Origin of the sequence: Thauera butanivorans (assembly GCF_048398245.1) — a bacterium.
Classification (GTDB): Bacteria; Pseudomonadota; Gammaproteobacteria; order Burkholderiales; family Rhodocyclaceae; genus Thauera; species Thauera butanivorans.
In genome coordinates this window covers 663074-676752 of sequence record NZ_CP183038.1, presented here as the reverse complement: position 1 = coordinate 676752, position 13679 = coordinate 663074, and the positions used below count along the sequence as shown (strand labels likewise).

The following is a 13679-nucleotide window of genomic DNA, read 5'->3' as shown; positions in this document are numbered from 1 at the left end:
CTTTGCATTCGACCCCGCTACAGCAAGGCCGGACGACCCAGCCATCACGCCGGGCAGCGCAGCTTCAGCCTTCGGCAGCTTCGCTGGGATGGGTTCGGTCCCACAGCGCGCGCAGCGCTTCGCTCGCGGTCATGCGCAGGCGATGGCGGACGATGCTGCTGACCTCGGTATCGCCCGGATTGATCTCCACCGTCGGCACGCCGTCCTGCGCCGCCCATACGACGGGCCCGGCGATGTAGGGAAAGACGCTAGTGGTGCCGATCGAGATCACCAGGTCGAGCTGCTGCTGCAATACGTGCTCCAGGCGCTCCAGCGCACGCTGCGGCAACTGCTCGCCGAACAGCACGATGTCCGGCCGCATGATGCCGCCGCAGCGCGGGCATTCGGGCGGGATCTGCAGCCCGGCGTAATCGGCCACCCGGCGCGCATTCATGCAGTCGTCGCAGCGCAGGCGGTGCACCGTGCCGTGCATCTCGATCAGGTTGCGCGAGCCGGCATCGGCATGCAGGCCGTCGACGTTCTGCGTCAGCACGCAGACCATCGGCTTCTCCTGCTCGAGCGCGGCGATCAGGCGGTGCGCGGCATTAGGGCGGGCGCCGCGGCAGTTGGCCTCGATCTCGGCGATGTATTTCCACGAGACCTCGGGCCGCAGCGCCATCATCTCGCCCGACAGCGCTTCCTCGATCGTCAGCCCTTCGGCCGTCAGGCGCTCGTGGTACAGGCCGCCGATGCCGCGGTAAGTGGGCAGGCCGGAATCGGCCGAGATGCCCGCGCCGGTGATGAAGAGGATGCGCTGCGCCCGGGCCAGCAGCGTGGCGACGCGGTCCAGTTCGGGATCCGGATGATCGCGGTACATGGCTCGAGGAACTCAGCGCGCCCCGGGCTGCGGGGCGGAAGAGGCGGGCGAGGTCAGCTCGATGTAGCGCTGCCGGTCCTCGTCGAAACGGTCGAGTATCGCCGAGCGCTCGCGCATCTTGGCATCGATCACGCTGCGCTGGGCGACGATCTCGCCGTCCAGGCTGCGGATGTTCTCCTCGATCACCGGGTCGGCATTGCCCTCGCCCGCCCGCGACGCATCCTCGATCAGCTCGTGCTGGCGCTCGATCAGTTCGGCCTCGCGCTGGCGCAGGATCTGGATGGACTTGTCCAGCGCACCGATTTCCCGGTCGCGCCGCTCGTCGAGATGCTGCAGGCTGCGATAGGTTTCGAGCAGGGCCTCGTCCATGCGCAGTTGCTTCAGGCGGAGCGCCTCCTGGGCGCGGCGCTCCCGTTCCAGCGCATTGCGCCGGGCGATTTCCTCGGTGGTCAAGGGTGCCGGCACGATGCGGCGCACGGTACCCGATGGATTCATCTCGCGATAGGCCCGGCCATAGCAGACAGGGGGCAGGATGTCGCCGCAGACCGCCTGGCTGCCGACGTCGCAGCAATAGATCACGCGCCCGCCTTGCGCCTGGGCCAGCGCCCCATCGGCGGCCATCAGCGCCGCAGCGGCCAGCACGCCCGCCAGCACGCCCCTGCCGGACGGCTGCTCAGTTCGACGCAATGCCATATTGTTCGCGGTAGGCCTGCACTGCACCCAGGTTCGCCGCAAGCTCGGGACTGTCGGCCAGGTAGGCGATCAGGTCTTCGAGCGTCGCCACCGCGATCACCGGAATGCCGAACTGCTCGCGTACTTCCTGCACCGCCGACAGCGCCCCCTTGCCGCGCTCCATGCGATCGAGGGCGATCACCACGCCTGCCGGCGTCGCGCCCGCGGCACGGATGATCTCCACCGACTCGCGCACCGAAGTGCCGGCCGAGATCACGTCGTCGAGGATCAGCACGCCGCCCTTCAGCGGCGCGCCGATCAGGGTGCCGCCTTCGCCATGGTCCTTGGCTTCCTTGCGGTTGAAGGCGAACGGCAGGTCGATGCCGTCCTCGGCGAGGCGGATCGCCGTGCCGGCGACCAGCGGGATGCCCTTGTAGGCCGGCCCGAACAGCATGTCGCAGGCCACGCCCGAAGCGCGGATCGCGCGGGCGTAGTAGCCGCACAGCTCGCGGAAGGAGGCACCGTCGTCGAACAGACCGGCATTGAAGAAATACGGCGAGTTGCGCCCCGCCTTGGTCACGAAGGCGCCGAAGCGCAGCACCCCCTTGCGACAGGCGAGAGCGATGAAATCCCGGCTAAAATCCACGGCTGTCCGGCTGCTGTGCAGCATTTCTGGAAAGCATCCATGTTACGCATCATCTCCCTCAACCTCAACGGCATCCGCTCCGCAGTCAGCAAGGGTTACCTGGACTGGCTGCCCCGCCAGCAGGCCGACATCGTCTGCATGCAGGAGCTGAAAGCGCAGGCCGGCGACCTGAATCCGGAAATGCGCAGCCCGGAAGGCATGAAAGGCTGGTTCCACCATGCCGAGAAGAAGGGCTACAGCGGCGTCGGCATCTACAGCCGCATCGAGCCGGACCGCGTCGTCGAAGGCCTGGGCATCGCCGACATCGACGCCGAGGGCCGCTTCCTGCAGCTCGATTTCGGCAAGCTGTCGGTGGTGTCGCTGTACCTGCCCTCGGGATCGAGCTCGGAAGAGCGCCTGCAGATCAAGTTCAGCTTCATGGACCGCTTCCTGCCGCGCATGGCCGCGCTCGCCGCCAGCGGCCAGGAAGTCGTCGTCTGCGGCGACTGGAACATCGCCCACCGCGAGATCGACCTGAAGAACTGGAAATCGAACCAGAAGAACTCGGGCTTCCTGCCCGAGGAGCGCGCCTGGCTCAGCCGCCTGTTCGACGAGCAGGGCTGGATCGACGTCTATCGCCGCCTGCACCCCGAGGCCACCGATGCCTGCTACACGTGGTGGTCGAACCGCGGCCAGGCCTGGGCGAAGAACGTCGGCTGGAGGCTGGACTACCAGATCGCCACGCCCGCCATCGCGGGCACGGCGCTGGCCACTGCGGTGTACAAGGAGCAGCGCTTCTCGGATCATGCGCCGCTGACGGTCGACTACGACTGGGCGCTGTAGGGCAGGCCACGCACAGCCTCAGCGGCGGCGCGCCACCACGAGCTGGTAGAGGCCGCCGAAGCGGGTCTGCTTGTGCCACTCGAAGTCGCCCGCCTCGTCGGCGAGGGTCCCCAGCGGCTCGTCGAGCAGGGATTCGGCGAAGGGCTCCAGCCAACGGAACACGCCCGCCATCACCGGCGCCAGCGGATGCCAGGGGCGCGGCCGGTGGTAATCGACGAACACCGCGCGGCCGCCGGGCTTCACCGCCGCGAGCAGGTTGGCGACGATGCGCCGCCGCTCGGCCTCGGGCACCTCGTGGAGCAGGAAGAAACAGCACACGGCGTCATAACGCGTGGGCAGTGGATCGACGAGATCGGCCACTTCGGCGTCGGCCTGCGGCAGGCCGGCGAGCTTGCGCCGCACGTTGTCGATCTGGATCGGCGCCACGTCGCGGATCGACAGGCGCCCCTGCGGGCCGACGCGCCGCGCCAGCATCGGCGAGAAATCGCCATACACGCAGGCCGCCTGCAAAACGTGCTCGCCCGGCGCGAACTGCGCCGCCGCCCAGCGCATCAGGCGGCCGGCGTTGCCCCACAGGATTGCCGACACCACCGGCGCCCGGTCCAGCCAGGGCATGGTGCGCGGGCTCAGGTAGGCCCAGGTATAGGTGCGGCGCAGATATTCCGGCAGCTTCGCGCCGGACGCCTTGTTACCGGCCTGCGGCACGGATTCGGTACGTATGCTCATCGGGCAGAGGGAAAGGGAATCGCTGCCTGGCTGGCCGCCCGCCACACGGATGGCGTATCCGGACGATGCCGTCAGGCTGTTGGTCTTCGTCGGACTATACGCGGTTTTGCGCCGCACAAACCCTCCGGCGCCAGCACTGGCGCCCATTTCAGGGTACGCACCCATTTTTTGTTACCCGCTTTTGCATTGCCTTTGCCCCCCGGCGGCGTTAGCCTGTGGATGGGCGCGCAGAAGCGCGATCATTCATGACGGATGAACAAGGAGAGATACCATGGCCAAAGCTGCAGTCCCCTCGAAAGACAAGCTCGTCGATGATCTCAGGGCCATCATCACCGACGCAGAAGATCTGCTTGCCCTGACCGCCGACCAGACCGGCGACAAGTTGGGCGACCTGCGCGGCCGCATCACCGAACGCCTCGCCGCAGCCAAGGCCAAGCTGTCCGACGCCGAAGCCGCGCTGATCGATTCGGGCAAGAAGGCCGCCCGCGCCACCGACGACTACGTGCATGAGCACCCCTGGCAGTCGCTGGGCGTCGCCGCCGGCGTCGCCTTCCTGCTCGGCCTGCTCGCCAGCCGCCGCTGACGCCGAAGATGGAGCAGGCCCGCAAGCCTCGCCTGGCCGGGCGCCTGCGCGGCATCGCCGATGCCGCGCTGCAGACGCTGCAGACGCGGCTCGAACTGCTGGCACTCGAGGCGCAGGAAGAAAAGCTGCGCCTCGCCCGCCTGGCGATCAACATCGTGCTGTGCGGGCTGCTGCTGGGCTTCGGCCTGGTCTTCCTGATGGTGTTCCTGACCGTGCTGTTCTGGGAGGAGCACCGCCTGCTCGCACTCGGCCTGTCCACCGCGATCTGCCTCGGCGGTGCGCTGTTCACCGCCACCAACGTGGCACGCGATTTCAAGCAGGGCAGCCGGCTGTTCGCCGCCAGCCTCGCCGAACTCGCCCGCGACCGGGATGCCCTGCGCGCGCCCGACGACGACGGCTGAACGGCTTTCCGCCATGGACCCGCGACTCGTCGACATCGCCCTGCGCAAGCAGCGCCTGCAGCTTCGCGCCGAGGCCCAGCGCGAAGACATGGCGGCGCGCCTGGCCGGCATCGAAGCCGGCCTGTCGCGCCTCGATGCCGTGCGCGACCAGTTGTCGTGGGCGAAGGAAAAGGTGCCGCTGCTGTCGATCGGCGTGATCACCGTGCTGCTGTTCAAGCCACGCCTCACCTTGCGCCTGGCCCGGCGCGCCTGGCTGGGCTGGCTGCTGCTGCGCCAGGCTCGCGGCAGCCGTCTGCTGCCGTTTGCCGTCCCGGTGCTGCGGCGCCTGCTGCGCTCGCTGAAGCGCGCGCTGTCGGCCTGAACGGCGCCATCATTCCCCACGTGCCGCCGGCCGGCGGCCTCATTGCCCGGAAGCAAGGTCCGCCGCGGCACACCGCAGATCAGTCGTGGCGGGTACCGAAGATCTTGTCGCCCGCATCGCCGAGCCCGGGAATGATGTAGCCCTGGCCGTCGAGGTGGCTGTCGATGCTGGCGGTGAAGATGTCGACATCCGGGTGCTGCGCGTTCATCAGCGCGATGCCCTCTGGCGCCGCCACCAGCACCAGCGCACGAACCTGCCTGCAGCCCTTGCGCTTGAGCATATCGACCGTGGCCGCCAGCGAGCCGCCGGTGGCCAGCATCGGATCGATGATCAGCGCCATCCGCTCGTCCAGCTGGCCGACGAATTTCTCGAAGTACGGCACCGGCTGCAGGGTTTCCTCGTCGCGCGCGATGCCGACGACGCTGACCTTGGCACTCGGCACCATGTCGAGCACGCCGTCGAGCATGCCCAGCCCGGCGCGCAGGATGGGCACCACGGTGACTTTCTTGCCCTTGATGCGCTCGATCCGGACCGGACCCGCCCAGCCATCGATCTCGACCGTTTCCAGCGGAAAATCCTTGCAGGCCTCGTAGGCCAGCAGGCGCGCGATCTCGGCCGTGAGCTCGCGGAATTTCTTGGTACTGACATCGCCTTCGCGCATCAGGCCGATCTTGTGGCGCACGAGCGGGTGGCGGATTTCGTGGATGGGCATGGCGGTTCCAGGCTGCAGGGCAAAGACCTGCCTCTTTTACCGCGCCGCCGAAGCGCGCACAAGAACACACGGCACCCGGCGCCGTTTCCGGTTCGGCGCTAGAATGACAGGCCTGAACATTCGCCAGGCATGGCTCCGCGGCTCATCGACATGCAAGCAGATCTGGAAGAAATCAAACGCGCCCGCGAGGAAGCGGACTGCCTCGCCGACGGCGCAACCGTGGATGCGGCGCTCGACCGCATGGCGGCGGCCATCACCGCGCGCCTGGCCGACAGCAATCCGCTGGTCTATGCGGTGATGAACGGCGGCCTCATCCTGGCCGGACGCATCCTGCCGCGCCTCCAGTTCCCGCTCGAAGTCGCCTACCTGCACGCCACCCGCTACGGCCATGCGCTGCAGGGCACGCAGCTCGACTGGCGCGTGCGTCCGACGCAGGACCTGCGCGGCCGCAGCGTGCTGGTGCTGGACGACATCCTCGACGAGGGCCACACGCTGAAAGCCATCGTCGAACACCTGAAGCACGAAGGCGCCGCCGAAGTGCTGTCCGCGGTGCTGGTACACAAGCTGCACGAACGCAAGGCCAGCCCCGGCATGCGTGCCGATTTCAGCGGCCTCGACGTCGCCGACCGCTTCCTGTTCGGCTGCGGCATGGACTACAAGGGCTATTGGCGCAATGCCCCGGGCATCTACGCCGTCAAAGGCCTGTAAGACCGACCCCGACCACCAGGAGACTCGCCATGCTCTACACCTTCAAGTCTTCCGCCAGCGCCGACGTGCTGATGCTGGGCAACTCGGCGAAGAAGCTCATCGCCATCATGGGCAAGGACGCTGCCGACAGCCAGGGCATCGTCACGGTCGAGCAGTTGCCGGATGCGATCGTCCGCCTGCGCGCCGCGATCGAGGAAGACCGCGCGCGCCAGGCCGAGCTCGAACGCCAGCGCACCGAAAAGGACGATGCCGCCGACCGCGAGGCCGGCCGCAGCGGCATGGCGGCGCCGGTCGGGCTCGCGCAACGCGCCTGGCCGCTGCTCGACATGCTCGAAACCGCGCAGAAAGAAGCGGTGCCGGTCACCTGGGGTAGCTGAGGCAGCACCCGGCCTGCGCGGCGCTTCAGCCGCGCAGCCGCCGCGCGGTATCGACCAGGGCCGCCGACAGCCTGTCCAGCGCTGTGCGCTGCGCCGCGTCGCACAGGCTGCCGTCGTCGCCGATTGCTCTGTCCGCATGGGCGATCGCAAGCTGCTGCGGAATCACCTGCATGCCGAGATAGCCGAGGATGTCGCGCACGTGGAACAGCACGCGCATGCCGCCCAGCGCACCGGCCGACGTGCCGAGCACCGCCGCCGCCCGGCCGGCATACACCGCGCCGCCTGAACGTGTCCGATCGGCCGCATTCGGGCGCGAGCACCAGTCGAGCGTGTTCTTCAGCAGTGGCGTGATCGAACCGTTGTACTCCGGATTCACCACCAGCAGGCCATCGCTGTCATACAGCGTCCGCTGCAGCTCGACGATGCACGGCGGCAGGCCGAATTCGGCTTCGAGATCGCCGTTGTACAGCGGCGCGGGGTAATCGGCAAGCTCGATCAGGCGCGCCTCGGCGCCGGCTGCCTGCAAGGGCGCGACGCAGGCGGCGGCAAGCTTGCGCGACAAGGCATCCCGCCGGCTGCTGCCGGCCATCACGACGATGCGGGGCGTTTCTTTCATGCGCGCTTGCTCCGTGTCAGCGAGAAACAGCTTTTCGGGCCGTACTCTGGCACAACTTTCGCGGCGACGCCCGAATTCGGCGGCACCGACACACCGGATCACACCCCCAGCAACACCGCCCCCGTTCCCGCGACGAGCGCGCCCAGCGCCCGCCTGATGCCCTGCGCGACGGGCGTTTCCGGCATCCAGCGCGCAATCAGATAGCCGGTGCCGTGCAGCAGCATGGTCGCCAGCGCAAACCCCAGCGCATAGGCCGCGAGACTGGCGCTGCCCATTTCGGCATGGTGCGCATGGCCGTGAAACAGCGCGAACGCGGCGACCAGCGGCAGGCTGGCCGCCAGTGGCAAGCGTGCGGCAAATGCGATCAGCAGGCCGAACACCAGCACCGAGGCGGCGATGCCCGCCTCGACCGCCGGCAGCGCCACGCCAAGGGCGCCGAGCCCGGCGCCTGCAAGCATCGCCAGCACGAAGCCGGCCGGCAGCATCCAGCGCGCCGCGCCCGGCTGGCGTGCGGCGTACAGGCCGACGGCCAGCATCGCCAACAGGTGGTCGAGGCCGCCCAGCGGATGGGCGAAGCCGGAAAGGAAGCCGGCCGTTTCGTGGCCGGGATGGGCGAGTGCCGCGCCCGAGGCGGCGGCAAGGATTGCGGCAAGTGCGAAACGGCTCTTCATGGCGATGGCTCCTGTGATCGGGTGTCGTTCTTTCTGGTGTCCCTGGTTTGCAGCCGCATCAGGCGGCGACCAGCATGCCCTGGCGTTCGATGAAGCCGATGATCTCGGCCAGTCCCTGCCCGGTCTTCTGGTTGGAGAAGACGAAGGGGCGCGGGCCGCGCATCCTGCATGCGTCGCGCTCCATGACGTCCAAGGATGCCCCCACCAGCGGCGCGAGATCGATCTTGTTGATGACCAGCAGGTCGCTGCGGGTGATGCCCGGCCCGCCCTTGCGCGGGATCTTGTCGCCGGCGGAGACGTCGATGACGTAGATCGTCAGGTCGGACAGCTCGGGCGAGAAGGTCGCCGCCAGATTGTCGCCGCCGGATTCGACGAAGATGATGTCCAGCCCCGGAAAGCGCGCGTTGAGGCGATCCACCGCTTCCAGGTTGATCGACGCATCCTCGCGGATCGCGGTGTGCGGACAGCCGCCGGTCTCGACGCCGATGATGCGCTCCGGCGCCAGCGCCTCGTTGCGCACCAGGAACTGCGCGTCCTCGGCGGTGTAGATGTCGTTGGTGACGACGGCGATGTCGTACTTGTCGCGCAGGGTCAGGCACAACGCCAGCGTCAGCGCGGTCTTGCCCGAACCGACCGGACCGCCGATACCGACGCGCAAGGGTCCGCGCTGATTGGGGACATGCGTGCTCATGATCTGAAAAGCCTCGTGTATTGGGTTTCGTGCCGGCTGCTGGCGATCGCCAGGCCGGGGGTGTGGTTGCTCCAGCGCGCTTCGGGCAGAGACAGCGCCGTGCCCGCCAGCGGCGCGATGCGTTCGCCCAGCGCGGCGAGCAGGCGCTGGCCGGCGCTCTGGCCCAGCGGCACGCATTTCACCGCCGCCATCACCTGGTTCTCGGCCCAGGCCCACAGGTAGGCCGCCAGCGCCTGCTCGGCCGGCACCCGCCAGGCCGCGGCGGCGGCCGACCACGCGGTCGGGAAGGCCGGCGTATCGACGGCGAGCAGGCGTTCGCGCCAGCCGGGCAGCGCGGCGAAAGCGTCCAGCTCGGCCAGCAGGCGCACCAGCGACCAGCCCATCTGCACGCTCTCGGCGCGCAGCTCGGCGCTTTCGCGGCTGGCGAGGAAGTCGTCGTTGAGGCGCAGCACCTCGCCATCGTCGCCTGCGCGCCAGGCCGCGAGCTGGCAGGCCAGCAACGGCGCCTCGAAGCGCGCCAGGCTCCATTCCAGCAGGCCGCCGATCCACGCCGCGGCCTCCGCCTCGGTGCGCACCGCGCCGCTTTCCACCGCCCACTCCAGCCCCTGCGAATAGGTGTAGGCACCCACCGGCAGCGCCGGGCTGCTCAACTGCAGCAGGCGCAGCAAGGGCAGCAAGCCCATGCCGGTGGCGCCCGGAACGAGCGGCACGGCCACCTTCAGCGCCCCGCCATCAGGTGGATGCGCGCGCCGCTGCCGTCGCCGGGGTGCTGGTGGCCATGGGCATAGGCGCCGGCCTCGGGCTCGAACGGCGCATGCAGCTTCACGAGCTGCGCGCCCAGGCCGGCGAGCATGCCTTCGAGCACATGGTCGGCCTGGATGCGCAGCCAGCCGCCGCCGGCATCGCTGCCGACCTGCACCGCGACGTGGCGGTTGCCCAGGTGGTAGGCCGCGCGCGCAAGCTCGACCGCCGAGGCGCAGCGGGCTTCGATCAGCTCTTCGGGCGCGGCGCGGACTTCGACGATGCGGCCGTCGTTCGCGCGCAGCTTCTGCCCGCCGCGCAGGATGGTGCCGCGCGGCAGGAACAGCCCGGCCTCGGCGCCCGACGCCAGCTTCGCGCGCAGGCGGCTCTTGGTGCGGTAGTTGAAATCGAGTTCGAGCACCTCGGCCGCCACTTCGGCGCCCTCGTGCAGCGATTCGATCAGCAACACCGCAGCGGTTTCGACCAGGGTATCGTTGGCCGGCATCCCGGCGGCCGGCGCACCGGTGTCTGGAGTCAGGGTAGTCGTCATGGCTGGATTCAGAACAGGAAATAGCGCTGCGCCATCGGCAGCGTGTCCGCCGGCTCGCACACCAGGTGCTCGCCATCGGCGCGGACGACGTAGGTTTCAGGATCGACTTCGATGTCCGGCGTGGCGCCGTTGAGCACCATGTCGCGCTTCTGCACCGTGCGGCAGCCTTTCACCGCCACCAGCGGCTTGTGCAGGCCGAGCGCCGCCACTGCCGGGTTGTGCAGCGCGGCCTGCGACACGAAGGTGACGGAGGTCCTCAGCGCGCGGCCGAAGCTGCCGAACATCGGCCGGTAATGCACCGGCTGCGGCGTCGGGATCGACGCATTCGGGTCGCCCATCGCCGCCACCACGATCATGCCGCCCTTCAGCACCAGGCTCGGCTTGACGCCGAAGAAGGCCGGCCGCCACAGCACCAGGTCGGCGAGCTTGCCTTCCTCGATCGAACCGACCACGTGCGCGATGCCGTGCGTGATCGCCGGATTGATGGTGTATTTGGCGATGTAGCGGCGCACGCGGAAGTTGTCATGGCCGCTGCCTGCATCCTCGGCCAGCGGGCCGCGCTGCAGCTTCATCTTGTGCGCGGTCTGCCAGGTGCGGATCACCACCTCGCCCACGCGGCCCATCGCCTGCGAATCCGAGGACATCATCGAGAACGCGCCGGTGTCGTGCAGGATGTCCTCGGCGGCGATGGTCTCGCGCCGGATGCGCGACTCGGCGAAAGCGACGTCCTCGGCGATCGCGGGGTCGAGGTGGTGGCATACCATCAGCATGTCGAGATGCTCGTCGATGGTGTTGACGGTGTAGGGCCGCGTCGGGTTGGTGGACGACGGCAGCACGTTGGGCCGGCTGATCGCCTTGATGATGTCCGGCGCATGGCCGCCACCGGCGCCTTCGGTGTGGAAGGTGTGGATCGTGCGGTCCTTGAACGCGGCCAGCGTGGTCTCGACGAAGCCGGACTCGTTGAGCGTATCGGAGTGGATCGCCACCTGCACGTCCATCTCGTCGGCCACCGTCAGGCAGTTGTCGATCGCCGCCGGCGTCGTGCCCCAGTCCTCGTGCAGCTTCAGGCCGATCGCGCCCGCCGCCACCTGCTCCTTCAGCGGCGCCGGCAGGCTGGCGTTGCCCTTGCCGAAGAAACCCATGTTCATCGGAAAGGCATCCGCCGCCTCCAGCATGCGATGGATGTGCCACGGCCCCGGCGTGCAGGTGGTGGCGAAAGTGCCGGTCGCCGGCCCGGTGCCACCGCCCAGCATGGTGGTGACGCCGCTGCTCAGCGCCTCGTCGATCTGCTGCGGGCAGATCCAGTGGATGTGGCTGTCGATGCCGCCGGCGGTCAGGATCATGCCCTCGCCGGCGATGACCTCGGTGCCGGCGCCGACCGGAATCGTCACCCCCGGCTGGATGTCCGGGTTGCCGCCCTTGCCGATGCACCAGATGCGCCCGTCCTTGAGGCCGACGTCGGCCTTGACGATGCCGGTCACCGCATCGATGATCAACGCGTTGGTGATGAGGGTGTCCGCCACGTTGGCCGACACGTCCTGGCCCTGGCCCATGCCGTCACGGATCACCTTGCCGCCGCCGAACTTCACCTCCTCACCATAGATCGTCCAGTCCTTCTCGACCTCGATCACGAGCTCGGTGTCCGCCAGCCGCAGCCGGTCGCCCACCGTCGGGCCGAACATTTCCGCATAGGCGCGGCGCGAAATCATTGCCATCTCAGGCCTCCTGCCGGGCCGCCCCGAGGGAGGCCCGCGTCCCCATGGGGGGCAGCGAATGCAATGCGCGCGGAGGTTCGCCCAGTGCTCCCATCACCTGGCCGTTGAAGCCATACACCTCACGCTCGCCGGCCAGCGCCACTAGCTCGACGGTGCGCGACTGCCCCGGCTCGAAGCGCACCGCCGTGCCCGCCGCGATGTTCAGCCGGAAGCCACGCGCCGCCGCGCGGTCGAATACCAGCGCGTCATTGGTCTCGGCAAAGTGGTAGTGCGAACCGACCTGGATCGGGCGGTCGCCGGTATTGCTCACCGCCAGGCTCAGCGTGGCGCGGCCGGCGTTGAGCTCGATGTCGCCGTCGGCGACGAAGAATTCTCCTGGGATCATCCTTTTCTCCTCACACGATCGGCGCATGCACCGTCACCAGCTTGGTTCCATCCGGAAACGTCGCCTCGACCTGGATGTCCGGGATCATCTCCGCCACCCCTTCCATCACCTCCTCGCGCGTCAGCAGCGTCGCGCCGTGGCTCATCAGTTCGGCCACCGTGCGGCCGTCGCGCGCGCCCTCGAGGATCGCGCAGGTGATCAGCGCCACCGCCTCCGGGTAGTTCAGCTTCAAGCCTCGTGCGCGCCGCCGCTCGGCCAGCAGGCCGGCGGTGAAGATCAGCAGCTTGTCCTTCTCGCGTGGCGTCAGTTCCATCGTCCTCTCCGCGGCGCCGGGCGCCGCCTGCAACACAATTGATCAGGTATTCCAGATGCGCGGGGTCTGCGCCGGCCGCCCGGCCACCACCGGCCGCGCCGCCGCCCACAGGCGCGCGAACCACGCCCGCCCCGGCTCGCATGCCGGCCCCAGCCAGCGCGCCAGCAGCAGGCCGGGCAGCAGCGTCACCGCGCCCTCGCCCGCCTCGGTTTCGATGCCGCGCCAGCATTCGAGCAATGCACCATCACAGTGCGGCGAGGCGACGACGAAGCTGCCGCCGACCGGCTGTCCCTGCATGCCCACCGCCGCGCCGAGCAAAGCGCTGCCGCCCGCCAGCACACCGCGCTCGAGCCACAGCGGGCGGCCGTCGCGCTCGATCCGGGTGCGCATCGCCAGTTCGCCATGGCCGAAGCGCTCGCCGGACGCGGTGCGCCCGAAGCACAGCATCTCGGTGCCGATGAAGCAGGCGTCGCCATGCAGGCGCACTTCGGAGGACAGCTCGCCCAGCGCGCCGTCGAAGACGATGCTCTCCTGCGGCAACCATTCGCAGACGCCGCCGGCAGCGACTTCGATGCGCTGCACCAGAGAACCCACCTGCCCCGCACTGCGGTACCACTTGCCCGCGCCCGGGGTGGTCACCAGCGCATGCGCGCCCGGACCGACGTCGAGATCGACGCTCAGGCGGTCGCCGCCCGCAATTCCCGCCGGTGGATGCACCAGAATGGTGTGGCACACCGCCTCCCCTTCGGGATACAGCGCCCGCTGCACCACCAGCGGTCCGACATGTTCGCGGCGCGCCAGCACCGTCCGCCCGCCGCGCCGCTCATAGCCAAGGCGCAATTCGGCCCGCCAGCCACGGCCGGCGGGCTGCTCGGCCAGGGCATGGGTTTCGGGCGTGCTTACGGCGTTCATGCCGGACGACAAGCAAACGGCGTTCCAGCACTGGCATGAAGGCCGTATCTGCTTGTCGATCAAGGAAATTTCAGCGCCACTCCGGCACCGGAGCGGTCGATGGCAGGCAATCGGACGGTCTGCACTCGAAGACTTGCACCATCTCGGTGCATGAACTCGATCGGCGTCTCGAGGCAAGGCCACCGAGTGCATCGAACCTGCTGCCGTGCCCCGATCCCGCA

20 protein-coding genes are annotated in these 13679 nt (G+C 68.8%); 6 read left to right on the top strand and 14 right to left on the bottom strand.

What is annotated here, in order from left to right:
• Nucleotides 1-64: 64 nt before the first annotated feature.
• From ACNQFN_RS03290 to pyrE, 3 genes are read right to left on the bottom strand one after another with little or no spacing between them, the layout of a single operon-like run.
• A complete protein-coding gene (locus ACNQFN_RS03290; RefSeq protein ID WP_068636233.1) occupies nt 65-856 on the bottom strand; it encodes an NAD-dependent deacylase in 792 nt (263 codons plus the stop codon).
• Nucleotides 857-868: 12 nt separating this feature from the next.
• On the bottom strand, nt 869-1549 hold the full coding sequence (locus ACNQFN_RS03285; protein WP_418647945.1) for a hypothetical protein: 681 nt from the start codon (nt 1547-1549) through the stop codon (nt 869-871).
• Nucleotides 1530-2198 carry an orotate phosphoribosyltransferase gene (gene pyrE, locus ACNQFN_RS03280; protein WP_369404200.1) on the bottom strand — a complete coding sequence of 223 codons (669 nt, stop codon included), beginning with the start codon at nt 2196-2198 and terminating at the stop codon, nt 1530-1532. The genes ACNQFN_RS03285 and pyrE overlap by 20 nt, the downstream gene beginning before the upstream one ends.
• A gap of 15 nt (nt 2199-2213) precedes the next feature.
• Between pyrE and ACNQFN_RS03275 the strand changes: the two genes are divergently transcribed.
• The gene (locus tag ACNQFN_RS03275) at nt 2214-2996 is read left to right on the top strand and encodes an exodeoxyribonuclease III (RefSeq protein ID WP_418647944.1); all 783 of its coding nucleotides are present in this window, start codon (nt 2214-2216) and stop codon (nt 2994-2996) included.
• An 18-nt stretch (nt 2997-3014) separates the two neighbouring features.
• Here the strand turns inward: ACNQFN_RS03275 and rquA are convergent, their stop codons facing one another.
• Entirely contained in the window at nt 3015-3722 is a 708-nt protein-coding gene (gene rquA / locus ACNQFN_RS03270) for a rhodoquinone biosynthesis methyltransferase RquA (RefSeq protein WP_068636230.1), read from the bottom strand.
• 271 nt (nt 3723-3993) lie between these two features.
• On the opposite strand from rquA, the gene ACNQFN_RS03265 reads away from it, so the two are divergent.
• From ACNQFN_RS03265 to ACNQFN_RS03255, 3 genes are read left to right on the top strand one after another with little or no spacing between them, the layout of a single operon-like run.
• Nucleotides 3994-4305: a DUF883 family protein gene (locus ACNQFN_RS03265; protein ID WP_068636229.1), complete on the top strand. Its 312-nt coding sequence runs from the start codon at nt 3994-3996 to the stop codon at nt 4303-4305.
• An 8-nt stretch (nt 4306-4313) separates the two neighbouring features.
• Entirely contained in the window at nt 4314-4706 is a 393-nt protein-coding gene (locus tag ACNQFN_RS03260) for a phage holin family protein (RefSeq protein ID WP_068636228.1), read from the top strand.
• A gap of 13 nt (nt 4707-4719) precedes the next feature.
• Nucleotides 4720-5067 carry a YqjK-like family protein gene (locus tag ACNQFN_RS03255; protein WP_068636227.1) on the top strand — a complete coding sequence of 116 codons (348 nt, stop codon included), beginning with the start codon at nt 4720-4722 and terminating at the stop codon, nt 5065-5067.
• A 79-nt stretch (nt 5068-5146) separates the two neighbouring features.
• On the opposite strand, the gene upp is transcribed toward ACNQFN_RS03255, so the two are convergent.
• Nucleotides 5147-5779, bottom strand: coding sequence for a uracil phosphoribosyltransferase (gene upp / locus ACNQFN_RS03250; RefSeq protein WP_418647943.1), 633 nt, complete (start codon nt 5777-5779; stop codon nt 5147-5149).
• 150 nt (nt 5780-5929) lie between these two features.
• On the opposite strand from upp, the gene ACNQFN_RS03245 reads away from it, so the two are divergent.
• Together ACNQFN_RS03245 and ACNQFN_RS03240 are read left to right on the top strand one after the other, a co-directional pair.
• Entirely contained in the window at nt 5930-6487 is a 558-nt protein-coding gene (locus ACNQFN_RS03245; RefSeq protein ID WP_068636320.1) for a hypoxanthine-guanine phosphoribosyltransferase, read from the top strand.
• A gap of 29 nt (nt 6488-6516) precedes the next feature.
• Entirely contained in the window at nt 6517-6864 is a 348-nt protein-coding gene (locus ACNQFN_RS03240) for a DUF1840 domain-containing protein (protein WP_418647942.1), read from the top strand.
• Between the two features lie 25 nt (nt 6865-6889).
• Here ACNQFN_RS03240 and ACNQFN_RS03235 read toward each other — a convergent pair whose 3' ends face one another.
• The 9 genes from ACNQFN_RS03235 to ACNQFN_RS03195 all read right to left on the bottom strand — a co-directional run bounded on the left by ACNQFN_RS03235 (nt 6890) and on the right by ACNQFN_RS03195 (nt 13458).
• The gene (locus ACNQFN_RS03235; RefSeq protein ID WP_418647941.1) at nt 6890-7480 is read right to left on the bottom strand and encodes an NADPH-dependent FMN reductase; all 591 of its coding nucleotides are present in this window, start codon (nt 7478-7480) and stop codon (nt 6890-6892) included.
• 98 nt (nt 7481-7578) lie between these two features.
• Entirely contained in the window at nt 7579-8151 is a 573-nt protein-coding gene (locus tag ACNQFN_RS03230) for a HupE/UreJ family protein (RefSeq protein ID WP_068636223.1), read from the bottom strand.
• A 58-nt stretch (nt 8152-8209) separates the two neighbouring features.
• Nucleotides 8210-8842, bottom strand: a complete 633-nt coding sequence (ureG, locus tag ACNQFN_RS03225) for an urease accessory protein UreG (RefSeq protein WP_068636222.1) — start codon at nt 8840-8842, stop codon at nt 8210-8212.
• Nucleotides 8839-9525, bottom strand: coding sequence for an urease accessory protein UreF (locus ACNQFN_RS03220; protein WP_068636319.1), 687 nt, complete (start codon nt 9523-9525; stop codon nt 8839-8841). Before ACNQFN_RS03220 ends, ureG begins: the two co-directional genes overlap by 4 nt.
• A 35-nt stretch (nt 9526-9560) precedes the next feature.
• The gene (gene ureE / locus ACNQFN_RS03215; protein ID WP_068636221.1) at nt 9561-10088 is read right to left on the bottom strand and encodes an urease accessory protein UreE; all 528 of its coding nucleotides are present in this window, start codon (nt 10086-10088) and stop codon (nt 9561-9563) included.
• A gap of 53 nt (nt 10089-10141) precedes the next feature.
• On the bottom strand, nt 10142-11848 hold the full coding sequence (gene ureC, locus ACNQFN_RS03210) for an urease subunit alpha (protein WP_068636220.1): 1707 nt from the start codon (nt 11846-11848) through the stop codon (nt 10142-10144).
• A 1-nt stretch (nt 11849) separates the two neighbouring features.
• On the bottom strand, nt 11850-12233 hold the full coding sequence (locus tag ACNQFN_RS03205; RefSeq protein ID WP_169802961.1) for an urease subunit beta: 384 nt from the start codon (nt 12231-12233) through the stop codon (nt 11850-11852).
• 10 nt (nt 12234-12243) lie between these two features.
• Entirely contained in the window at nt 12244-12546 is a 303-nt protein-coding gene (gene ureA, locus ACNQFN_RS03200) for an urease subunit gamma (protein ID WP_068636219.1), read from the bottom strand.
• 42 nt (nt 12547-12588) lie between these two features.
• Nucleotides 12589-13458, bottom strand: a complete 870-nt coding sequence (locus tag ACNQFN_RS03195) for an urease accessory protein UreD (protein WP_068636218.1) — start codon at nt 13456-13458, stop codon at nt 12589-12591.
• Between the last annotated feature and the right edge of the window lie 221 nt (nt 13459-13679).